This is a genomic window from Agromyces cerinus subsp. cerinus, from assembly GCF_900142065.1.
GTDB lineage: Bacteria > Actinomycetota > Actinomycetes > Actinomycetales > Microbacteriaceae > Agromyces > Agromyces cerinus.
Window position 1 is genome coordinate 349,486 of sequence record NZ_FSRJ01000001.1, and the last position, 21,320, is coordinate 370,805.

24 protein-coding genes and 1 tRNA gene are annotated in these 21,320 nt (G+C 69.9%); 17 read left to right on the forward strand and 8 right to left on the reverse strand.

What is annotated here, in order from left to right; genetic code table 11:
- Positions 1 to 2 precede the first annotated feature (2 nt).
- Together hpf and secA are read left to right on the forward strand one after the other, a co-directional pair.
- Positions 3 to 710: a ribosome hibernation-promoting factor, HPF/YfiA family gene (gene hpf / locus BUR99_RS01490; RefSeq protein ID WP_074258614.1), complete on the forward strand. Its 708-nt coding sequence runs from the start codon at positions 3 to 5 to the stop codon at positions 708 to 710.
- A 190-nt stretch (positions 711 to 900) separates the two neighbouring features.
- Positions 901 to 3,687 (forward strand): preprotein translocase subunit SecA, encoded by a 2,787-nt coding sequence (gene secA / locus BUR99_RS01495; protein WP_074258615.1) that lies wholly within the window; start codon positions 901 to 903, stop codon positions 3,685 to 3,687.
- A gap of 150 nt (positions 3,688 to 3,837) precedes the next feature.
- Here the strand turns inward: secA and BUR99_RS01500 are convergent, their stop codons facing one another.
- A complete protein-coding gene (locus BUR99_RS01500) occupies positions 3,838 to 4,290 on the reverse strand; it encodes an Rv3235 family protein (RefSeq protein ID WP_074258616.1) in 453 nt (150 codons plus the stop codon).
- Between the two features lie 184 nt (positions 4,291 to 4,474).
- Between BUR99_RS01500 and BUR99_RS01505 the strand changes: the two genes are divergently transcribed.
- Positions 4,475 to 5,074, forward strand: a complete 600-nt coding sequence (locus BUR99_RS01505; protein ID WP_074258617.1) for a hypothetical protein — start codon at positions 4,475 to 4,477, stop codon at positions 5,072 to 5,074.
- A 9-nt stretch (positions 5,075 to 5,083) separates the two neighbouring features.
- On the opposite strand, the gene BUR99_RS01510 is transcribed toward BUR99_RS01505, so the two are convergent.
- Positions 5,084 to 5,377: a helix-turn-helix domain-containing protein gene (locus BUR99_RS01510; RefSeq protein ID WP_074258618.1), complete on the reverse strand. Its 294-nt coding sequence runs from the start codon at positions 5,375 to 5,377 to the stop codon at positions 5,084 to 5,086.
- Positions 5,378 to 5,499: 122 nt separating this feature from the next.
- On the opposite strand from BUR99_RS01510, the gene BUR99_RS01515 reads away from it, so the two are divergent.
- From BUR99_RS01515 to BUR99_RS01525, 3 genes are read left to right on the forward strand one after another with little or no spacing between them, the layout of a single operon-like run.
- A complete protein-coding gene (locus BUR99_RS01515) occupies positions 5,500 to 6,129 on the forward strand; it encodes an SAF domain-containing protein (protein ID WP_074258619.1) in 630 nt (209 codons plus the stop codon).
- 1 nt (position 6,130) lies between these two features.
- Positions 6,131 to 7,378, forward strand: coding sequence for a CpaE/TadZ family protein (locus tag BUR99_RS01520; protein WP_074258620.1), 1,248 nt, complete (start codon positions 6,131 to 6,133; stop codon positions 7,376 to 7,378).
- Positions 7,379 to 7,405: 27 nt separating this feature from the next.
- Positions 7,406 to 8,899 carry a sensor histidine kinase gene (locus BUR99_RS01525; protein WP_074258621.1) on the forward strand — a complete coding sequence of 498 codons (1,494 nt, stop codon included), beginning with the start codon at positions 7,406 to 7,408 and terminating at the stop codon, positions 8,897 to 8,899.
- Positions 8,900 to 8,959: 60 nt separating this feature from the next.
- On the opposite strand, the gene BUR99_RS01530 is transcribed toward BUR99_RS01525, so the two are convergent.
- Positions 8,960 to 9,877, reverse strand: a complete 918-nt coding sequence (locus BUR99_RS01530) for an RNA polymerase sigma-70 factor (protein WP_074258622.1) — start codon at positions 9,875 to 9,877, stop codon at positions 8,960 to 8,962.
- A 115-nt stretch (positions 9,878 to 9,992) separates the two neighbouring features.
- Between BUR99_RS01530 and BUR99_RS01535 the strand changes: the two genes are divergently transcribed.
- Both BUR99_RS01535 and BUR99_RS01540 read left to right on the forward strand, forming a co-directional pair.
- Positions 9,993 to 10,928 carry an NAD-dependent epimerase/dehydratase family protein gene (locus BUR99_RS01535; protein ID WP_074258623.1) on the forward strand — a complete coding sequence of 312 codons (936 nt, stop codon included), beginning with the start codon at positions 9,993 to 9,995 and terminating at the stop codon, positions 10,926 to 10,928.
- 76 nt (positions 10,929 to 11,004) lie between these two features.
- The gene (locus BUR99_RS01540; RefSeq protein ID WP_074258624.1) at positions 11,005 to 11,925 is read left to right on the forward strand and encodes a cation diffusion facilitator family transporter; all 921 of its coding nucleotides are present in this window, start codon (positions 11,005 to 11,007) and stop codon (positions 11,923 to 11,925) included.
- A gap of 24 nt (positions 11,926 to 11,949) precedes the next feature.
- On the opposite strand, the gene BUR99_RS01545 is transcribed toward BUR99_RS01540, so the two are convergent.
- Both BUR99_RS01545 and BUR99_RS01550 read right to left on the reverse strand, forming a co-directional pair.
- Positions 11,950 to 12,690: a DedA family protein gene (locus BUR99_RS01545; protein WP_200802677.1), complete on the reverse strand. Its 741-nt coding sequence runs from the start codon at positions 12,688 to 12,690 to the stop codon at positions 11,950 to 11,952.
- 176 nt (positions 12,691 to 12,866) lie between these two features.
- Positions 12,867 to 13,520 (reverse strand): biliverdin-producing heme oxygenase, encoded by a 654-nt coding sequence (locus BUR99_RS01550; protein WP_074258626.1) that lies wholly within the window; start codon positions 13,518 to 13,520, stop codon positions 12,867 to 12,869.
- A 123-nt stretch (positions 13,521 to 13,643) separates the two neighbouring features.
- On the opposite strand from BUR99_RS01550, the gene BUR99_RS01555 reads away from it, so the two are divergent.
- On the forward strand, positions 13,644 to 14,510 hold the full coding sequence (locus BUR99_RS01555) for an LLM class flavin-dependent oxidoreductase (protein ID WP_074259405.1): 867 nt from the start codon (positions 13,644 to 13,646) through the stop codon (positions 14,508 to 14,510).
- A gap of 71 nt (positions 14,511 to 14,581) precedes the next feature.
- Here the strand turns inward: BUR99_RS01555 and BUR99_RS20160 are convergent, their stop codons facing one another.
- The 3 genes from BUR99_RS20160 to BUR99_RS01565 all read right to left on the reverse strand — a co-directional run bounded on the left by BUR99_RS20160 (position 14,582) and on the right by BUR99_RS01565 (position 16,184).
- On the reverse strand, positions 14,582 to 14,731 hold the full coding sequence (locus BUR99_RS20160) for a hypothetical protein (RefSeq protein ID WP_159440934.1): 150 nt from the start codon (positions 14,729 to 14,731) through the stop codon (positions 14,582 to 14,584).
- Between the two features lie 78 nt (positions 14,732 to 14,809).
- Positions 14,810 to 14,891, reverse strand: a tRNA-Leu gene (locus BUR99_RS01560).
- A gap of 15 nt (positions 14,892 to 14,906) precedes the next feature.
- Positions 14,907 to 16,184, reverse strand: a complete 1,278-nt coding sequence (locus BUR99_RS01565; protein ID WP_074258627.1) for an acyltransferase family protein — start codon at positions 16,182 to 16,184, stop codon at positions 14,907 to 14,909.
- A 142-nt stretch (positions 16,185 to 16,326) separates the two neighbouring features.
- Between BUR99_RS01565 and BUR99_RS01570 the strand changes: the two genes are divergently transcribed.
- From BUR99_RS01570 to BUR99_RS01600, 8 genes are read left to right on the forward strand one after another with little or no spacing between them, the layout of a single operon-like run.
- Positions 16,327 to 17,559 carry a TadA family conjugal transfer-associated ATPase gene (locus BUR99_RS01570; RefSeq protein WP_234980707.1) on the forward strand — a complete coding sequence of 411 codons (1,233 nt, stop codon included), beginning with the start codon at positions 16,327 to 16,329 and terminating at the stop codon, positions 17,557 to 17,559.
- Entirely contained in the window at positions 17,556 to 18,422 is an 867-nt protein-coding gene (locus BUR99_RS01575; protein ID WP_074258629.1) for a type II secretion system F family protein, read from the forward strand. Before BUR99_RS01570 ends, BUR99_RS01575 begins: the two co-directional genes overlap by 4 nt.
- Positions 18,410 to 19,363: a type II secretion system F family protein gene (locus BUR99_RS01580; RefSeq protein ID WP_074258630.1), complete on the forward strand. Its 954-nt coding sequence runs from the start codon at positions 18,410 to 18,412 to the stop codon at positions 19,361 to 19,363. The genes BUR99_RS01575 and BUR99_RS01580 overlap by 13 nt, the downstream gene beginning before the upstream one ends.
- Positions 19,364 to 19,417: 54 nt before the next feature.
- Positions 19,418 to 19,585 (forward strand): hypothetical protein, encoded by a 168-nt coding sequence (locus BUR99_RS20365; protein WP_200802646.1) that lies wholly within the window; start codon positions 19,418 to 19,420, stop codon positions 19,583 to 19,585.
- A gap of 11 nt (positions 19,586 to 19,596) precedes the next feature.
- Positions 19,597 to 19,989: a TadE/TadG family type IV pilus assembly protein gene (locus BUR99_RS19765; protein ID WP_074259406.1), complete on the forward strand. Its 393-nt coding sequence runs from the start codon at positions 19,597 to 19,599 to the stop codon at positions 19,987 to 19,989.
- Positions 19,964 to 20,416: a hypothetical protein gene (locus BUR99_RS01590; RefSeq protein WP_074258631.1), complete on the forward strand. Its 453-nt coding sequence runs from the start codon at positions 19,964 to 19,966 to the stop codon at positions 20,414 to 20,416. Before BUR99_RS19765 ends, BUR99_RS01590 begins: the two co-directional genes overlap by 26 nt.
- Complete coding sequence (locus BUR99_RS01595; RefSeq protein ID WP_074259407.1) at positions 20,416 to 20,895, forward strand: Tad domain-containing protein; 480 nt, start codon at positions 20,416 to 20,418, stop codon at positions 20,893 to 20,895. The genes BUR99_RS01590 and BUR99_RS01595 overlap by 1 nt, the downstream gene beginning before the upstream one ends.
- 23 nt (positions 20,896 to 20,918) lie before the next feature.
- The gene (locus tag BUR99_RS01600; RefSeq protein ID WP_143231338.1) at positions 20,919 to 21,305 is read left to right on the forward strand and encodes a hypothetical protein; all 387 of its coding nucleotides are present in this window, start codon (positions 20,919 to 20,921) and stop codon (positions 21,303 to 21,305) included.
- The last annotated feature ends 15 nt before the right edge of the window (positions 21,306 to 21,320 follow it).

Sequence of the window (21,320 nt, forward strand, 5' to 3'; positions counted from 1 at the left end):
TCATGGAACTGAACATCGTCGGACGAAACCTGGGGATCACGGACCGATTCCGCGCCTACGTGGCGGAGAAGTCCGAGAAGGTGTCGCATCTGGCAGAGCGCGCGATCTCACTCGACGTGAAGCTCAGTCGGCACAACGAGAAGAACGGAAACCCCGGGCCCGACCGTGTCGAGCTCACCCTGGTCGGCAAGGGGCCCGTGGTCCGTGCCGAGGCAGACGGCTCCGACAAGTACGCGGCGTTCGATGTCGCACTCGGGCGATTGCTCGAGCGCATCCGGCGAGCGAAGGATCGCCGGAAGGTCCATCGCGGCGGATCCCGACGGCCGACCTCGCTCCGCGAGGCGACTGACGCCGGATTCTCCGAAGTCGGGGTGCAGGCCGCCGCTCCGGAGGTGCTCGCGCAGGTGCGCACCGGCAGCATTCCAGCCATCGACGAATTCGAGCCGCATGTCGACGAAGACGAGGTGTACACGCCCGTCGTCATCCGACGCAAGGTGTTCGCCGCGACGCCCATGACCGTCGACGACGCGCTGTACTTCATGGAGCTCGTCGGGCACGACTTCTACCTCTTCATCGATGCCGAATCGGGTCGGCCGAGCGTGGTCTACCGCCGGAAGGGCTGGGACTACGGAGTCATCGGGCTCGACGGACACGTCGAGGGCCGTTCCCCGGAGACCTCGCCGGTGGAGCTCCAGCGCGTCACCGCGTGACGGCGACCACCTGAGTCGTTGCACTCGCCGACCCCGCCGGGCCGTTCGGCTCCGGCCGAGCGTCCGACGGGGTCGGGAAGGCGCAGCTCGTTCACCGCTAGCATGGCTAAGATAGCCGTCTGCAAGGCGGCAGCGGGCGTGCCCGGACTCCATCCGCGGCCGTGCGCCCAACGACAACAGGAGAACATTCGTGGCTTCGATTCTGGAAAGGGTCCTCCGCGTCGGTGAGGGCCGCACCCTCAAGCGGCTGGAGAACTACGCAGCGGCGATCAACGCCCTCGAAGACGGTTTCCAGGCGCTCAGCGATGACGAACTGCGGAACGAGACCGTCGAACTCCGCGAGCGCTATGCGAACGGCGAGTCGCTCGACGACCTGCTGCCCGAGGCGTTCGCCGCGGTGCGCGAGGCGAGCCGTCGCACGCTCGGCCTCCGCCACTTCGACGTGCAGCTCATGGGCGGCGCCGCGCTCCACCTCGGCAACATCGCCGAGATGAAGACCGGTGAGGGCAAGACGCTCGTCGCCACGACCGCCGCGTACCTCAACGCGCTCACGAGCCGCGGCGTGCACGTCATCACGGTCAACGACTTCCTCGCGAGCTACCAGTCGGAGCTCATGGGCCGCGTCTTCCGCGCCCTCGGCATGACCACCGGATGCATCGTGGCCGGCCAGAACCCGCAGGTGCGACGCGAGCAGTACGCCGCCGACATCACCTACGGCACGAACAACGAGTTCGGCTTCGACTACCTGCGCGACAACATGGCCTGGCAGGCGAGCGACATGGTGCAGCGCGGCCACCACTTCGCGATCGTCGACGAGGTCGACTCGATCCTCATCGACGAGGCCCGGACCCCGCTCATCATCTCGGGCCCGGCCTCCGGCGAGGCGAACCGCTGGTTCACCGAGTTCGCGAACCTCGCGAAGCGACTCGTGCCCGACGTCGACTTCGAGGTCGACGAGAAGAAGCGCACCGTCGGCGTGCTCGAACCCGGCATCGAGAAGGTCGAAGACTATCTGGGCATCGACAACCTGTACGAGTCGGCGAACACCCCGCTGATCTCCTTCCTCAACAACTCGATCAAGGCGAACGCCCTGTTCAAGCGCGACAAGGACTACGTCGTCATGAACGGCGAGGTGCTCATCGTCGACGAGCACACCGGCCGCATCCTCGTGGGCCGCCGCTACAACGAGGGCATCCACCAGGCGATCGAGGCGAAGGAGGGCGTGCAGGTCAAGGCCGAGAACCAGACCCTCGCGACCGTCACGCTGCAGAACTACTTCCGGCTCTACTCGAAGCTCTCGGGCATGACGGGTACCGCCGAGACCGAGGCATCCGAATTCATGTCGACCTACAAGCTGGGCGTGGTGCCGATCCCCACGAACAAGCCGATGGTGCGCATCGACCAGCCCGACCTCGTCTACAAGAACGAGGAGGCGAAGTTCGCCCAGGTCGTGGAAGACATCGTGGAGCGCCACAAGCAGGGCCAGCCCGTGCTCGTCGGCACCACGAGCGTCGAGAAGAGCGAGTACCTCTCGCGCCTCCTCGCCAAGAAGGGCGTGCGGCACGAGGTGCTGAACGCGAAGAACCACGCTCGCGAGGCCGCGATCGTCGCGCAGGCGGGCCGCCACGGCGCCGTGACCGTCGCGACGAACATGGCCGGTCGTGGTACCGACGTCATGCTCGGCGGCAACGCCGAGTTCATCGCCGTGCAGCTCATGCACGAGCGCGGTCTCAGCCCGGTCGACACTCCCGAGGAGTACGAGGCCGCGTGGGACGAGGTCTTCGAGAAGGTCAAGGCCGAGGTCGCCGTCGAGGCCGAGAAGGTGCTCTCCGCCGGCGGACTCTACGTGCTCGGCACCGAACGTCACGAGTCGCGCCGCATCGACAACCAGCTGCGCGGTCGTTCGGGCCGTCAGGGCGACCCCGGTGAGAGCCGGTTCTACCTGTCGCTGACCGACGACCTCATGCGCCTCTTCAACGCCGGTGCCGCCGAGAGCCTCATGTCGCGCGGCGTGCCCGACGACGTCGCCATCGAGTCCAAGGTCGTCTCGCGGGCCATCCGTTCGGCGCAGTCGCAGGTCGAGGCTCGCAACGCCGAGATCCGCAAGAACGTGCTGAAGTACGACGACGTGCTGAACCGTCAGCGAGAGGCGATCTACAGCGACCGCCGCCACATCCTCGAGGGCGACGACCTGCACGAGCGCACGCAGAAGTTCCTCGAAGACGTCATCGACGAGGTGCTCGACAGCCACACCGCCGAGGGCAACCCGGAAGACTGGGACTTCGACGCCCTCTGGACCGAGCTGAAGACGCTCTACCCGATCGGCATCACGATCGACGAGGTCGTCGCCGAGGCCGGCGAGAAGGGGCGGGTCAACCGCGACTTCATCCGCCGCGAGATCCTCTCCGATGCGAAGGTCGCTTACGCCCGTCGCGAGGAGCAGCTCGGTTCGCCCGCCATGCGCGAGCTCGAGCGGCGCGTGGTGCTCTCGGTCATCGACCGTCGTTGGCGCGACCACCTCTACGAGATGGACTACCTGAAGGACGGCATCGGCCTGCGCGCCATGGCGCAGCGCGACCCGCTGGTCGAGTACCAGCGCGAGGGCTACGCGATGTTCCAGCAGATGATGGGTTCGATCCGCGAGGAGACCGTCGGCTTCCTCTTCAACCTCGAGGTCGAGGTGGCACCGCAGCCCGGAGCCGCCGGAGCGAAGATCGAGGCGAAGGGGCTCGGCCGCCAGGGAGCATCCGACGACAAGCTCAGCTACTCGGCGCCGAGCGATGCAGGCGGTGTCGAGGTGCGCAACCAGCGCGGCCAGGTGCAGCAGGCGGCGACGCAGCGCGCGCGCCGTGCCGTCGCCGAGAGCCAGGCACCCGCGGCCGAGGAGTCGCGTGGCGCCTTCGGGCAGCGCACCGGTGGCGACGTCGCTCCGCAGAACCGCGCCGAGCGTCGGGCCCAGGACCGCAAGGGGAACTGACACCCGTCGACGAGGCCCCGGTCGGTGCACTGCACCGGCCGGGGTCTCTCGCGTACGGGCATCGCAGCGGCCGGCGCGAGGGCGCGCCACACGGAGGAGCTCAGGGCGAACCCGGTACCGGTGCCCTGAGCGAGCTCGGTGCGCCGGAGATCAGAGCACGCCGATGGCGCTCGCGCGCCAGCGCTGGTCGAACCCCTCGATGCGGATCGCCACCGCTCGCGAGCGCGCCCGTTGGTGCACCATCACGACGGCTTCGAGGACGCCGTCGGCGGGCTCGTACATGTGCACCCGCCCGACTGAGAATGCGGGCCGCTGCGGGGCCTGACCCTTGGCGCGTCGCGCACGAGCCGCGAGCACGACCCGCTTCGAGAGGTTGCGGTAGACGTCGTCGTCGACCCACCTGGCGAGCTGTTCGAGATCTCGGGCGCCCGCGAGCGCCTCGATGATGCAATGGGTGAGGCTGCGCAGGAGCGGCTCGGGGTCGGGCAACTCGGTGCGGCGTGCTGGTTGTCGGGCGAAGAACTCGTCGTCGTCGCCGAGCAGGCGCGCCGTCGAACTGCGATTCACGGCGGTTCGGGCGCCGATCGCGTCGCGTGCGGTCATCTGTGCTCCATGGGGGAGGAGTGGCTCGCAGGGCCTCTCGACCGAGCGACAGGATCACCCCCGAGTGGGGGACATCGGGTGATTCCTGTGTGAACCGTAGGCGAGTCTCCGAATTGGTGTCAAGGGATTTCCCCGCCTGTGGATAACGTTTCGGAATCGAGAGGCCGCCATGTAGCGTCGCTGCATGCGCTGGGACCTGCTCTTCGACGACCTCGAGTCGCAGATCGATCAGGAGCAGCGCGACGAGGAGCGGGCGCTCGCGATCGAGGAGGAGCGCCTCCGGCTCGGCCGGCTGACCCTGCGCGACCGCCTCTCCGCGATCGCGCGGTCCGACCCCGACGACCACGGTGCCTTCGTGCGGATCGAGCTGCACGGCGGCCGGATCCTCTCGCTTCGCCCGCAGGTCTTCGGTCGCGACTGGGTCAGCGGCCGAACGGCGGAACCTGCGCAGAACGATCTCCAGTGCGTCGTGCCCATCGCGGCGATCGCAGCGGTGCTCCCCACGCGCGCTCAGCTGGAGCCGAGCCTCGAGTCGGTGCCCGAGGCATCCGCTCGCATCGCCGAACGCATCGGCCTGCCCTTCGTGCTCCGCGACCTGTGTCGTCGGCGGACCCCCGTGCGCGTCAGCACCGTCGACGGAGAGTCGCACGGCACCATCGACCGGGTCGCACGGGACCATCTCGATCTCGCGCTGCACGACGCCGACCGGCCGCGCCGCGACAGCGCGGTGCACGGGTACCGCATCGTGCCGCTCTCGCGGCTCCTGGTCGTCGACTTCCGCTGACGGGCCCCGTCAGTCGACCGGCCGGAGCCGCCCGGTGCGGGCGCCCGAGAGCTCGGCGATGTTCGAGAACTCGCCCTGGTTCCAGGCCGAGAACTTCCGGGTCTCCTCGTACTGGAGCTCGATCCAGACCTCGAGCTGCAATCGCTCGATGCGCCACGGCCCCGCGGTGCCGACGCGGATCGCGGGCAGCTCACCGGATCGGATCAGCTCGTCGACCGCCGTGACATCGACGGCGAGGATCTCGGCCGCGTCTGCGAGCGTGAGGAACCGGCCGATCTCGTCGCCCGAACCTGGAGAGGTCATGTCTTGATTATCGACCGGTCACGGGTCGGCCGGGGTGATTGTGGATAACTTCGGGACCGTGTCGGAGCTTCGGGTGACGATAGACGCCGGCGCGACCCGGCGCCTCTCCGAAGGGAACGCACATGACGACACGTCGCGACCGGGGCGAGCGGGGCGCACTCCGGCTCGACCCGCGCCTGATCATCGGCATCGCCCTCATCGCGGGGTCGACCTTCGGCGTCTGGACCCTCGTGTCGGGACTCGACGACGGCGTCGAGGTCTACGTCGCCCGTGACACGCTCGCCTCGGGTACACGGATCCAGGTCGACGACCTCGACACCGAGTCCGTGCGTCTCGGCGCGAGCGCTCAGCGCTATCTGGTCGCGGGCGAGTTCCCCGAGGGCGGTCTCGTGGTCGCACGCACGATCGAGGCCGGCGAGCTCGTGCCCGACGCCTCGGTCGACGCGACCGACCGTGCCGGACTCGCGACCGTCGTCGTGCCGAGCAGGGGCCCGCTTCCCGCCGACGTCGCAGCCGGAACGCGAGTCGACGTCTGGACCGCCGCCGAGAGGAAGGGCGGCGGCTACGAGCCGCCCACCGTGCTCGTGTCGGGTGCCGAGATCTCCGGCGTCATCGAGAGCGAGGGGATGGTCTCGTCAGGAGGCGCCTCCGTCGAGGTGCTGGTTCCCCGCGAGAAGGTGGCGGCGCTGCTCGGGGCGCTCGCGTCCGGGGACGCGATCGACCTCGTGCCCGCCCGCCCGACAGGAGAATGACATGGCACGCCTCGCGCTCGCGCTCGACGATTCCACCGAGGATCGCATCATCGCCGACATCGTCGAGCACGGGCACACGATCGTCGCCAGACTGGCGGGCTGGCGCGACCTGCTCGAGAACCTCGACGTGCTCGGCCCCGACGTGGCACTCGTCGGCGCCGCCCGCAGCACGCTGAGCGCCGAGCTGCTGGCGGGCTGCGACGAGCGGGGCATCCGTCTGATCGCGCTCGCGGCGACCGACGCCGAGCGCGCCCATGCGTCGCAACTCGGACTGCACGAGGTCGTCGACCACGAGGCGCCGTGGATCGAGATCGAACCCCTCGTCAGCGGGGGAGTTCCGGTGCCGTCGCGCGTGGGCGAGCTGCACGCGAGGCAGGAGCGGGCGGCATCCGTCATCGCCGTCTGGGGGCCCGGTGGAGCGCCCGGTCGCAGCACCCTCGCCGTGAACCTCGCCGCCGAGATCGCCGCCGCCGGCCATACCGTCGCGCTCGTCGACGGCGACCCGTACGGTGGCGCGATCGCGCCGGCGCTCGGCCTGCTCGACGAGGCGCCCGGGTTCGCGTCGGCGTGCCGACTCGCGGGCGCCGATGCGCTCGATCGCGTCGAGCTCGAGCGCATCGCCCAGCGCTACTCCGCTCCCCGTGCGGCGTTCAACGTGTTCACGGGCCTCGTCGGCCCGAGCCGCTGGCCCGAGCTCTCCCGCGACCGCGTGACGGCGGCGATCGAGGCGATGCGGGCCTGGGCCGAGTACGTGGTCGTCGACACCGGCTTCAGTCTGGAGCACGATGAGGAGCTCACGAGCGACCAGTTCGCCCCGCGGCGCAATGCGGCCACCTTCGCGGCGCTCGCAGCGGCCGATCGCGTCGTCGCCGTCGGCCTCGCAGACCCGGTCGGCTTGTCCCGCCTGCTCCGGGGGCACGTCGACCTCGTCGACCTCGTCGACCACGATCGGGTCGACGTGGTCGTGAACCGCGTTCGTACGAGCGCCCTCGGCATCGACGCCCACGCCCAGGTGCGCCAGACGCTGCGCCGGTTCGGCGGCCTGAGCGAGGCGACGCTGCTGCCGCACGATTCCAAGGCGACCGATGCCGCGATCCTCACCGCTCGCACGCTGCGCGACGCCGCGCCCAGGTCACCGCTGCGCATGGCGATCCGCGACTACGCGTTCGAGTCGCTCCTCCCGGCACCCGAGCCGGCGCGGCGTCGCGGCTTCGCGATTCCGACATTGCGGAGGGCGGCGACCGGCTGAGACGCGCCCGGGCAGTACGCTTGGACGGTGTCGACCCTCAGTGATCTCGTCCTCGCCCAGGGCCGCAGCAGTCAGGCCGACGTCGATTGGCTGCACATGCTCGTCGGCGACCTGCAGCTGCTCGCCGATCTCGCGTTCGCCGACATCGTGCTCTGGGTGCCGTCCGGGGACGACTCGTTCGTCGCCGTCGCCCATTCGCGTCCGTCGAGCGCCGCAACGCTGTTCTACCGAGACTTCGTGGGACAGGAGATCAAGCCGCAGTGGCGCGAGCTCGTCGGCCAGGCCTACTCGACCGCACGCATCGTGGACTCCTCCGCCCCCGACTGGTACGAGGAGATGCCCACTCGTGTGCGCGCCGTGCCCGTGATGCGGCGCCTCACGACGACCGGCACGAGTGTCGCGCCCGAGCCGGTTGCCGTGATCACCCGGCACACGAACCTCGGTGCCACCCGCACGCCGAGCCGGCAGGAGCTCACGTTCAACGAGTGCGCCGAAGAGCTCTTCCAGATGATCGCGTCGGGTGACTTCCCCGACCTCGGCGCTCCGACCGGGCCTCGCCGCGGCGCCCCGCGCGCCTCCGACGGCCTCATCCGCCTCGACGTCGACGGCATCACCACCTTCGCGAGCCCGAACGCCCTCTCCGCGTTCAACCGCATGGGCTTCGATGACGAGCTCGAGGGCGAGTCCCTCGCCGAGGTGACGACCCGGCTGCTCGCCGGCAAGCTCGTGGTCGACGAGTCGCTCCCGCTCGTCGTGACCGGCCGCGCCCCGTGGCGCACCGACGTCGAGTCGCGCGGTGTCACGGTCTCGCTCCGCGCGATCCCGATCCGGCACCGCGGCGAGCGTATCGGTGCGATCGTGCTGAGCCGCGACGTCACCGAGCTCCGCCACCAGGAGCAGGAGCTCATCACCAAGGATGCGACGATCCGCGAGATCCACCACCGGGTGAAGAACAACCTGCAGACGGTGGCGTCGCTGCTGCGCATCCAGGCGCGTCGCACGCACTCCGACGAGGCGCGCGAGGCGCTGACGCAGGCCATGCGCCGCGTCGGCGCGATCGCGGTCGTGCACGACACCCTCTCCGAGGGGCTCTCGCAGAACGTCGACTTCGATGCGGTGTTCGACCGCACGCTGCTGCTGGTCGCCGAGGTCGCCGCGGCGCACAACACGACGGCCCACCCCAAGCGCTCGGGTTCGTTCGGCGTGCTGCCGAGCGAGTATGCGACGCCGCTCGCGCTCGCGCTGACCGAGCTCGTCACGAACGCCGTCGAGCACGGACTCGCGGGCCAGGAGGGCGACGTCGAGATCTCGGCCGATCGTTCGCAGACGACGCTGACCGTGACGGTGCGCGACACCGGGTCCGGCCTGCCGGAGGGCAAGGTCGGCGAGGGGCTCGGCACGCAGATCGTGCGCACGCTCATCCAGGGCGAGCTGAGCGGCACGATCGACTGGCACACGGTCGTCGGCCGCGGCACCGAGGTCACGATCGAGGTGCCGCTGCGCTGGATCGCGCCGGCCTGATCGATCGGATGCCTCGGGCAGTCGTGCCCGCCGCGTGCAGCGTTCGGCGCGATGGCGTCGTCAGCTGCCGGCCCGGCCGCCGAAGAGTGCGTACAGGTCGCCGACCGGTGCGAGATGTGCGAGCTTCTCAGGGTTCAGCTGATTCGCGATGACCTGCGCCGCGCCGTCGACGAACTGCACCATGAGCACGCTCAGCAGCGCGCCGTCGGGGCCGCGGACCCACAGCGCCGGGCCGCCGTTCACTGAGCGCAGCTCGAACCGCACGCCGACCAGGGCCCCGCGTCGAACGAGCCCGGCGAGGAAACGAGCCACGGCGACCGCGCCGTGCATGGGGTGCTGGATGGCAGGCGCCCGGCCGCCGCCGTCGCCGTAGAACACGACATCGTCCGCGAGACGGTCGATGAGACCGTCGACGTCGCCCGCCTCGAGCGCCGCGAAGAACGCGTCGGCGAGCGCGGAGTCCCGTTCGTCGATCCCGTCGAACCGCGGTCGCTGCTCGGCGACGCGGGCCTTCGCCCGGTGCAGGATCTGGCGGCACGCGGCCTCGTCGCGATCGACGACCTCGGCGATCTCGCGGTAGTCGTACGCGAACACCTCCCGCAGCAGGAACACGGCCCGCTCCACTGGGCCGAGTCGCTCGAGCACGGCGAGGAACGCGAACGAGAGCGTCTCGTCGCGCTCGATGCGGTGGGCGGGATCGGCGTCGTCGTCGGGCAGTGGCTCGGGCATCCACGGACCGACGTAGACCTCGCGGTTGCGCCGCGCCGAACGCAGGACGTCGATGGCGAGCCGAGTCGTGACCGTGACGGCGAAGGCGTCGGGATTGCGGATCTCCGCTCCGGCGATCTCCTGCTCGTGCAGGCGCAGGTAGGCGTCCTGCACGACGTCCTCCGCATCGGCCACGCTGCCGAGCATGCGATAGGCGATCGAGAACATGAGGGGTCGAAGGGCCTCCTGCGTCTCGCCGGTGATCGCCATGCTTCGAGAATGGCACAGCCGCCGTCGAGGTCGCATCGCGACGGCGGCGGTGTCACAGATGGGATGGCCTCCTCGTCGGGGGTGGTGAGAGAGCGAGAAGGAGAAGGAGAAGGACATGCGCGTATTCATCGCCGGCGCCACGGGCGCCATCGGATCGAAGCTCGTCCCGCTGCTGCTGGCCGACGGGCATGAGGTGTTCGGCACGACGACGAGGCCAGAACGGGTGGCCGCGATCGATGCGACCGGGGCGCACGGTCTCGTGATGGACGGGCTCGACGCGGCATCCGTGCGCGCTGCCGTGCTGGAGGCCCGGCCCGACGTGATCGTGCACGAGCTGACCGCGCTCGGGGGCGGGGTGTCGGACCTCAAGCACTTCGATCGCACCTTCGCCACGACGAACGAGCTGCGCACGCGGGCCACGGATCACCTGCTGGCGGCGGGTGCCGAGGTGGGCGACGTGCGATTCATCGCGCAGAGCTACGCCGGCTGGCCGTACGAGCGAACCGGCGGCGCGGTGAAGACCGAGGAGGATCCGCTCGACCCCACTCCGACGGATGCCTCCAAGGAGTCGCTCGCCGCGATCCGGTACGTCGAGGAGGCGGCGACCGGTGCCGGCGGACTGGCGCTCCGCTACGGCGCGCTGTACGGCCCGGGGCAGGCGCTCGGACGCGGCGGCGAGATGGTGACGATGCTCGAGGCCGGCAAGCTCCCGCTCGTGGGCAGCGGCACGGGGATCACCTCGTTCTGCCACACCGACGACGCGGCATCGGCCACCGCTGCGGCCGTGCTTCGGGGCGCCCCTGGCGTGTACAACGTCGTCGACGACGAACCCGCCCCGGTCTCCGAGTGGCTGCCGGCGCTCGCCGAGGCGATCGGCGCGAAGCCGCCGATGCACGTGCCCGCGTGGGTGGCGAAGCCGCTCATCGGCGAACACGGCGTCTCGATGATGACGAAGGCGCGAGGGGCATCGAACGCGAAGGCGAAGCGCGAACTCGGGTGGACGCCGACCTGGCCGAGCTGGCGCGAAGGGTTCCGCACGGGGCTCGGCTGAGCTGACGAGCGGCTGAGAACGCGACTCATTCCTATCTACGGCCGATCGCCGATTCCCGGCCTACGCTGGACGTGACATGGCACACGATCACGACCACGCAGCAACCGCGAACCGCACCAGACTCTGGATCGCCATCGCGATCATCGGCGCCTTCCTCGTCGTGCAGGTGATCGGCGCAGCCTTCAGCGGTTCCCTGGCCCTGCTCGCCGACGCGGGGCACATGGCGAGCGATCTCATCGGGCTCGTCGTCGCCCTCGTCGCCGCCTTCGTCGCGGCCCGACCTGCGACCGATCGCCAGACCTATGGGTACCGACGGGCCGAGGTCCTCGGGGCGCTCGTGAACGGCGTGATCCTCGTGGTCGTGGCGGTCTCGGTCGCGATCGGCGCCGTCGGCCGCCTCGTGAGCGGGGCGGAAGGCGAGGCCCACGAGGTGCAGGGCGTGCCGATGCTCGTCGTTGCCGCCATCGGCCTCGTCGCGAACGTCGCCGCGATGCTCGTGCTGCGGGGCGGGGCGAAGGAGTCGATCAACCTCCGCGGGGCGTACCTCGAGGTGCTCGGCGACCTGATCGGCTCTGCGCTCGTCATCGCCGCGGCGCTCGTGATCGTCTTCACGGGGTGGGATGCCGCCGACCCGATCGCGTCGCTCCTGATCGCCGCGCTCATCGTGCCGCGAGCGCTGTCACTGCTCCGCGACGTCGCGCGGGTGCTCTTCGAATCGGCGCCGAAAGACACCGACGTCGCCGAGATCCGGGCGCACATCCTGCGCACCGAGGGTGTCGTCGCGGTGCACGATGTGCACGTGTGGGCGATCACGTCGGGCTCGCACGTGTTCAGTGCGCACGTCGAGGTCGAGCCCGAGGTCTTCGCCTCGGGGCGCACGGGCGAACTGCTCGACGAGCTGGGCGGATGCCTCAGCGACCACTTCGACGTCGAGCACTCGACGTTCCAACTCGAGCCGGCGGGCCGGGCGGAACGGGAGCAGCCGCAGCATCCGTGATGCTGCGATGCGCCTGGCGGCGGGCTACTTCTCTTCGGGGCCGCGCTCGAAGACCTCGGGGTCGAGCACGAGATGCTCGGCCTCGGTCTCGTCGGTGATGACGTCTTCGCCCGCCCGCTCGGCCTTCTTCGCCTTCGACCGCTCGCGCAGGTAGTGCCAGAGCGTGATGACGGCCGTGCCGCCGACCGCGGCGAGCAGGATCAGGTCGATGTACTCCTTGACGAAGTCGGCGACCGGCGGGATATAGCCGATGAGGAAGCCGAAGTAGGTCAGGCCGGCGCCCCAGATGAGCGCGCCGATGAGGTTGTACAGCGTGTACTTGCGGTAGTTCATGTGGCCGACGCCCGCGGCCACCGGGGCGAACGTGCGCACGACCGGCACGAAGCGGGCGAGGATGATCGCGAGCGCGCCGAAGCGCTCGAAGAACGCATTCGTGCGTTCGACGTTCTTGACGCTGAAGATGCCGGATTCCTTGCGTTCGAAGATCGCAGGGCCGGCCTTGTGGCCGATGAGGTAGCCGACCTCGCCGCCGAGGAACGCGGCGAAACCGATGGCGAGGCAGACCCACCAGATGTCGACGCCGAACACGAGCGAGGTGTGGGTGAGCAGGCCCGAGATCACGAGCAGGGTGTCACCCGGCAGCAGGAAGCCGACGAGCAGGCCGGTCTCGGCGAACACGATGCCGCACACCACGAGCAGGGCCCAGGGGCCCGCGCCGCCGATGATGGTCTCGGGGTCGAGCCACGGGATGAGGGCGGTGTGGATCACTGCGGGATCTCCTGTCGTCGTCGAGACACGGCGATTGCCGGGTCAGCAGCGGCGTGGTTTCGTTGCAGTCTACCGAGGGCGTTCGCGCGCGGCATCCGCCTGGAGTATGACGCCCGGCTCACCCCATCGGGTGAGCCGGGCGTCAGAACGACCGGCCGAATGGGCCGTCGGGCTCAGGCGGAGAGCGCCTCGAAGATCGCGCTGTTCATGCGGAACGAGGTGCGGACCTCGGCGATGAGCGCGTCGACCTGCTCGGGCGCCAGTGCGAGGTCGTTCATCGCCTCGCGGTAGCCGCGCTTGTACCGGACGACCCCGTCTTCGGCGATGTCGAAGCGGTAGAAGCTCAGCTGCTCGGGGGTGGCGCCGTAGTGGCGTGCAACGAGCCGGGCGATGGCCTGGCCGCCCGAGAGGTCGCCGAGGTAGCGCGTGTAGTGGTGCGCGAGGTAGCGCACGTCATCGTCGGAGACCGACCGCAGGTGGGCGGCGTACTCGACGGTCGCGGGCAGTGCCGGGTGCGAGGTGCGCCAGTCGGCGGCACCGAGCGCGGCGAGGTCGGCGTCGATCGCGGCCATGCGGGCCAGCTCGGGGTCGAAGACCGCCGGGTCGCCGTCGCGGCTGCCGCGCTCTTCGAGCGCCTCGTAGACCCAACCGAACTGGGCGAGGTAGCGCGTGTACTCCTCGAGCGAGAGCTCGCCGCCCATGAGCTGCACGATGTAGCCACGGGATTCTGCTGCCTTGTGGTCGTCGGCGGATGCCGCGCGAACGAGCGCAGCGACGTCGAGGGGCTCGGCGTCGGTGCGGACCGGGGCAGTGGGGGCGATCGTCATGGGGCGACCCTTCGGTGAGGTTAGGTTTGCCTTACATCATAGGGGGTCGAAACTGAACGGCGCTTGGAGTTCGTCGCACGAGGACGCGAACGGATGTCGGTGGCCGCCCGTACCCTCGGGTGGATGCGATACGGATTCATCTACACGGGCAGTGATCCGAGCCTTGCAGTCGAGTTGGCGGGTCTCGCCGAGGCATCCGGGTGGCACGGGTTCTTCGTCTGGGAGGGCATCTGGGCGACCGACCCGTGGGCGACGCTCGCGGCGGCCGCGATGGTGACCGACCGCATCAAGCTGGGCACGATGCTCACGCCGGTGCCGCGCCGGCGACCGTGGGAGCTCGCCGGGCAGACGATGACGGTCGATCGACTCTCGGGCGGGCGGGTCATCCTCTCGGCTGGGCTCGGCGTCTCCGAGGCCGAGCCGCGGTTCTGGATCTTCGAAGACGACCCCGGGCGTCGCGAGCGCGCAGAACTGCTCGACGAGTCACTCGGGCTCATGCAGCAGCTCTGGCGGGCCGAGCCGTTCGAGTTCGAGGGGCAGCACTACCGGGCCAAGCGCACCGAGTCGATGCTGCCGCCCGCGATCGTGCAGGAGCCCCGTATCCCGACGTGGGTCGTGGGCCTCTGGCCGCGCATGAAGTCGATGCGCCGAGTCGCCCGGTACGACGGGTGGATCCCCAACTATGCGCCCCCGGGCAACTCTCCCGAGAGCGCCGACGAGCAGACACGCCTCTTCACCCCCGAGATCGCAGCCGAGGCGATCGCCTGGATCAGTGAGGAGCGCGGCCGTCTCGGGCTCGCTGAGCGGCCGTTCGACGTGATCCAAGAAGGCACGACCACCGGCACGGATGCCGCGGCCGACGCCGCCATCGTGCAGCCGTGGGCCGAGGCGGGTGCGACATGGTGGCTCGAGTCCGACTGGTCGGTGCCCGCCGAACGCGTCGAGGCGTCTGCGAGGGCGCGCATCGCGGCTGGGCCGCCGTCGGTCTGATCGTTCGGCTCTGCCTCTGGCTTCGGCTGAGCGGTCAGCGTCGCTGACCGCTCAGCCGTCTCCTCGACCGCTCAGGCCGAGGTGTCGTCCTTCTTGATCTCGTTGCCGTCGGCGTCGTACTCGACCCATTCCTCGTTGATGTCGGGGTCGAGCGACTCGGGGCGGTTGGGGTCGCGGTCGAGGCTCAGCGGCTCTTCGAGCGGGTCAACGAAATCGGTCATGATGTGTTCCTCCTGAAACGTCTGTGCTTCGACGCTAGCGCGACCGCCGACCCTACGGCAGGATTTCGCGCCATCGCGTGCGGAAGGTGGGACTTGAACCCACACGCCCGAAGGCACAGGAACCTAAATCCTGCGTGTCTGCCGATTTCACCACTCCCGCGAGTGCCCGATCAGTCTAGGCGTTCTGCGGGCGCCGGCTTCGGAGCAGCCAGAGGGCGATCGCGAGCCAAACCGCGCCCATCAGGGCGATCGGCAGGTCGAGGAAGAACTGCATGACGGCGAACGCCGGGAGCAGGGTGAGCGCCATCGCGGTCCACGTCGCCGCGGCATCCGGACGCCGGAGGCCCTCGGGGATGGCCGTCGATGCGGTCTCGAACCGCGAGAGCGGCATCGAGACGAGCAGCACGAGGGCGAGTACGACGACGAACACGAGCAGTCGCGTCGCCCACCAGGCGGGGCTGCCCGGGGCCGGCGACAGGGGCGGAACGAGCAGGGCGATGCCGGCCACCGCGATGATCACCGGCAGGTGCCAGAGGTAGATCGTCATGGCGCGGGCGCCGAGGAAGAACACGCCCGCCTGCATGCGCTTGCCTCGCATGAGGGCGGCGAGCGGGCGGTGCACGAGGGTGAGCAGGCTCACCTGGGCGATGCCCAGCAGCGCGAGCGGCACGGTCGGCGGGTTGAGGTTGACGAGCATGTCGGGGGAGTACCAGCCCGCCGCCACGAGACCGCCGAGCACTGCGAAGGCGAGCACGACGAACCCGAGCAGCTGCCAGGGGCGACGAGCCCTGAACCATCCGTCGGAGTACCAGAACCCGAGCTGCTGCACGAAGAACCAGACGAAGACGAGGTTCGCGAGCCCGATCTCGTCGATGCCGGTCGCGATGCGCGCGGCATCGACCGCCACGGCGCCCGCGAAGAGCACGAGCATGGTTCGGGCGGGTGCGACCTCGTGCAGCCGCACCATCATGGGGGCGAACGACTGCGCGAGCAGGAACGCGCCGAGGAACCAGAGCGGGCTGCCGACGCCCGTGGCGACCGTGTCGAGCAGTGCGGCATCGACACCGGCGAGGGTCGCGGCGCCGAGGGCGACCGAGAAGAACAGGAAGAGCGGCAGCGCCGGTCGGGCGAGCCGCAGCACGCGGCCCCGCACGAAGTCGACCTGGTCGCCGCCGCGTCGCTCGAGGCTGCGCCATGCCGTGAGGGCGGTGAACCCGCCGAGCGCGAAGAACAGGGGCATGATCTGCCCCGCCCAGGTCGCGGCGGCGAACCACGGCTGGGCCTCGAGCGGGCGCGACGCGATGATCGCCCCGTCGGCTCCGATGCCGACTCCGATCATGAGCAGGTGGATGACCACGACGAGCAGCACGCACGCGACACGGGCGAGATCGACGACGAGATCGCGCTTCGCGATGGCCGCGCGCGCGACATCCGAGTCGAGTGAAATGCTCATGCTGCCTCCGCTTCGAGTGAGCCGATTCTACTGACGGGCCGGCGGCCCGTGGACGCGCCGGCGCTGCGCCCAGCAGCGGTGCGCACGCCGGCTTGTGGATAACTTCGGGGCGAGGCATCCGCTGCATCGCATGATGGTGCGCATGACCGATCCCGTGCGCACCATCGCCGACCGGGTGCGCACGCGAGTGCTGCGCGACGGCGTCGATCTCGCGCGCGACGACTCGGCGGCGGCCCGGTACACGCATGAAGAGGTGCGGCGCTACAGCGAGCGTGCGCTCTCGGGGGCGCATGCCCAGCTCGGCGACGAGCTCGGCACGACGCGTGAGGTCCTGGCTTCGATCACCGGGTACGGGCCGCTGCAGCCGTTCTTCGAAGACCCGGCGGTCGAGGAGATCTGGATCAACGCACCGACGAAGGTGTTCGTCGCGCGACACGGCGTCGCGGAGCTCACGACCGTCGTGCTGTCGGATCGCGAGGTGCGAGAGCTCGTCGAGCGGATGCTGCAGCACTCGGGTCGACGCGTCGACCTCTCGTCGCCGTTCGTCGATGCCACCCTGCCCGACGGTTCGCGACTGCACGTGGCGATTCCCGATGTGGCTCGGGCGCACTGGTCGGTCAACATCCGCAAGTTCCAACGCCGCATCAAGTCGCTCGCCGCGCTCGTCGAACTCGGTTCGCTCACGCCGCACGCCTCCGAATTCCTGCGAATGAGCGTGCTCGCCGGGGCCAACATCCTCGTGTCGGGCGCCACCCACACCGGCAAGACGACGATGTTGAATGCGCTCATCTCGGGCGCACGCTCGGGCGATCGCGTGGTCACGGTCGAGGAGACCTTCGAACTCGACCTCGACGTGCGCGACCTGGTCGCCCTGCAGTGCCGTCAGCCGAGCCTCGAGGGCACCGGAGAGATCACCTTGCGACGCCTCATCAAGGAGGCGCTCCGTATGCGGCCCGACCGCCTCATCGTCGGCGAGGTGCGCGAGGCGGAGAGCCTCGACCTGCTCATCGCCCTCAACTCGGGGCTTCCCGGCATGTGCACGATCCATGCCAATTCGGCGCGCGACGCACTCGCGAAGCTGTGCACCCTGCCACTGCTCGCGGGTCGCAACATCGACTCCGCGTTCGTCGTGCCCACGGTCGCCAGCTGCATCGATCTCGTCGTGCACCTTGCGATCGATCGCCACGGTCACCGACGCGTTGCCGAGATCGCGGCACCGACAGGTGGATGCACCGGGGCATCCGTCGACGCCGAGGCGCTCTTCGTCACCCGCGACGGCGCACTGGTCTCGACGGGCGCAGCTCCGCGACGACTCGAGAAGTACCGGGCCGCGGGCCTCGACCCCGACATCGTGCTCGCGGCGGCGGCACGATGAGCAGCGCACTCGTCTTCGGCGCCCTGCTCGGGCTCGGCGTGCTGCTCGCCCTCTCGCCGCTCCTCTGGCCGGCGAAGGCCGAGCCCGGCCGCGGCCGCGCGACATCGAGTCGAGTTGCCGATGAACTCGCGCTCGCGGGTCTCGCCGGCGTGCCGATCGCGGTGATCGTGATCGTCGCGGCGCTCCTCGCGCTCCTCGCCGGCGCCATCGCCCACGCGGTCTTCCTCGTGCCCGTGCTCACGATCGTGGCGACCGCGCTGGGTGCTGCACTCGTGCCGCTCGTCATCCGGGCCCGAGCCACCCGCCGGCGCGCATCCAATCGTGCGGTCTGGCCCGACGTGGTCGACCATCTCGTGTCGTCCGTGCGCGCCGGCATGTCGTTGCCCGACAGCATCGGTGCGCTGGCCGAGCTCGGACCGTCGTCGACGAGGGCCGCATTCGCGGTGTTCGACGACGAGTACCGACGCACGGGCAACTTCGGCGCGTGTCTCGACCGATTGAAGGGCACGCTGGCCGATCCCGTCGCCGACCGCATCCTCGAGACGTTGCGCATGGCGAGGGAGGTCGGTGGCAGCGACGTGACCGCGGTGCTGCGCGGGCTCTCGGGATACCTGCGTGAAGACGCGGCGCTTCGTGCAGAGGTCGTCGCGCGACAGTCGTGGATCCGAAACGCCGCTCGCCTCGGCGTCGCGGCGCCATGGCTGTTGCTCGTGGTCCTGGCATCCCGCCCTGAGGCCATCGTGGCCTACGACTCCGCTGCCGGTGCCGCGCTGATCATCGCCGGCGTCGTGGTGACGATCGTGGCCTATCAGGCGATGGTCGCGCTGGGCCGCCTTCCCGAGGAGCGCCGATGGTTCCACTGAACAGCGTGCCGGCGCTGGGCCTGTTGTGCGGCGCGGTGCTCGGGCTCGGACTCTGGCTCGTCGTGTCGACAGTGCCGCGCATCGGCCGCCCGAAGCTCATCGAACGCGTCGCTCCGTACGTCGCCGACATCTCGGGCGAAGCTCGCTCGTTGCTCGCGCATCGCCCGGCCGATCCGACACCGGTGCTCGGCCTCTTCACGAGACCGATCATCCGCGCCGTGCGCACCATCGCCTCCGAGTGGCTCGGCGGAGCCGACACGATCGCACGACGCCTGCGTCAGGCCGGGTCGACGGCATCGGTCGAGCGGTTCCGGGGCGAGCAACTCGCCTGGGGCGCCGGTGCTTTCGCGATCGGCGCGACGATGGCGATCCTCGCGCCGTCGTTCAGCGCACTCCCCGTGATCGCGCGCATCGCCATGCCGTTCCTCGCCGCGGCGCTCGGCGTCATCGTGCGCGACTGGGTGCTGCAGCGTGCCGCTCGCCGCCGACTCGCGCGCATCTCGGCCGAGCTGCCCACGGTGCTGGAGTTCCTCACGCTGAGCCTCACCGCCGGCGAGGGCATGCTTGACGCGATCCGCCGCGTCGCGCGTCTCGGCAACGGGGCCGGCGTGCTGCCGACGGAGTTCGCGGCGACCGTCGCCTCCGTCGGCACCGGCGTGCCGCTCGGGCAAGCGCTCGTCCGACTCCGCGACGACCTCGACCACCCCGCGCTGTCGCGAGCGCTCGATCAGGTGCTCGGCGCACTCGAGCGAGGCGCCCCGCTGTCTTCCGTCCTCCGGTCTCAGGCCGGCGACGCGCGGGAAGAGGCCAAGCGGACGATCATCGAGCAGGCCGGCCGCAAGGAGGTCGCGATGCTCGTGCCGCTCATCTTCCTGATCCTTCCGGTGACGATCGCCTTCGCCCTGTTCCCCGGATACCTCGTGCTCCAGGCGGGCTTCTGATGGCTCGCGACCGCACCGACTGCACGGCTCCGTGCTCCGACGAAAGGAATACACATGCGCGACCTGGTGAAGCGGCGGTTCGAGGACGAACGCGGCGACGTGCCCGGCTGGGTGCTGATCACGCTCATGACGGCAGGGCTGGTGATCGTGATCTGGGGCCTCGCCGGTCCGGCGCTGTCCGGCGTGTTCGATCAGGCGATCAGCCGAGTGCTCGGCGTCTGAACGGACGAACACTGCTCGGTCTCCTCGCGCGAGAGGAACGCGGTTCGGCCGTCGCGGAGTTCACGCTCGTCGGCGTCCTGCTGACCGTGCTCGCACTGGCCGTCGTGCAGCTCGCACTCGCGCTCCACGTGCGCAACACGGTGCTCGATGCCGCGGCGGAGGGCGCACGCCATGCCGCGCTCGCAGGATCGAGCGAGGAGGCGGGCATCGCGCGCACACGCGAGCTCATCGGCGTCGCCGTCTCGCCCGACTACGCCGATGACGTCGAAGCCGGCACCAGCACCGTCGACGGAATCGCCATGGTGTCGGTGACCGTGCGGGCACCGCTGCCCGTGGTCGGGCTCCTCGGCCTCGATCGGGTGCTGGAGGTGACCGGGCATGCTGCGCTCGAGACTCTCGAGTGACGAGGGCTCGGCCTCGCTCGAGTTCCTGACGGTCGGCATGATCCTGCTCGTGCCGCTCGTCTATCTCGTGATCGCGATGGCGGCGATCCAGGGCGGCGCCCTGGCCGTCGAGGGGGCAGCCCGCCAGGCCGCGAGGGTCGCCGTGCAGGCGGTCGATGCGGGGGCAGCGGATGCCGCGGTGCAGCGTGCCGTATTCGTCGCCCTCGATGACTACGGGATCGACGTCGACGCGGCATCCGTCTCGGTGTCGTGCGCGCCGTCAGGCGACTGTCTCGCTCCCGGTGAACGTGTGCGGGTGTCGGTCACCGCGAGCGTGACCCTGCCGCTCGTTCCCGACGTGCTCGCGCTCCATCAGGCGGCGAGCGTGCCGCTCGAAGCGAGCGCGACGCAGACGGTCTCGCGCTTCGGCGCCGGGAGCGGCCCGTGATGCGCCGCAGTCGCTCGTGCCACGCAGACGTCGACTCCGACGTCGACTGCGACCGAGACCGCGACGAGCAGGGCTCGACCCTGCTGCTGACGATCTTCTACTGCGTGCTCGGGCTCTCGCTCATCATGGTCGTCGTGTCCGCGACCTCGCTCTACCTGGAACGAAAGCGACTCTTCACTCTCGCCGACGGCACCGCGCTCGCCGCGGCCGAGGCCTGGAGTCTCGACGACGTGCAGGTCGAGGGCGACCACCTCTCGCTCGAGCTCGACGACGCCGAGGTCGGTGATGCAGCGACCTCCTACCTCGCCGACGCGGTGCACGAGTTGCACGACGTCGAACTCGTGCGCGCGACATCCGCCGATGGTCAGAGCGCCACGGTCACCATGCGCGCGGTCTGGTACGCACCCATCCACACCGAGTTGCTGCCGGTCTCGGTGCCGATCGAGGTGACGGCGACGGCGCGTTCTGTGTTCCACTAGGCGTGAGCAGCGAGAGGGTGAGGATGCGACGGATCAACGGTGAACGGTTCGGTCGGTGGAGCCTGCGCCTCGATGCCGCGTACTGCGCCGTGCTCGGAGCGGCCGTGGCGCTGGGTGCCGGGTGGATCGCCCAGGGGGTCGCGCTGCCCACGCTGGTGATCGCTGCGGCAGGCGTCGCGGTGGTGGTCTGGGCCGGCGGCGTGCTGTGGATGCTCTCCCGATTGCCCCTGCGACGAGCGCTCGGCCTGGTCGGGATCGCCAACGTGCTCGCCTCACTCGCGGTCGGCCTCGTCTCGGCAGCTGCGGCATCCGTGCTGATCGTCGTCGCAGTGCTGGCCGTCTCCATCGACATCGCGCTGTTCGCCACGAGCCAAGCCATCGCGTTGCGCGCGCTCCCGGCACGAGGCTGACACTCCGGTCACGTT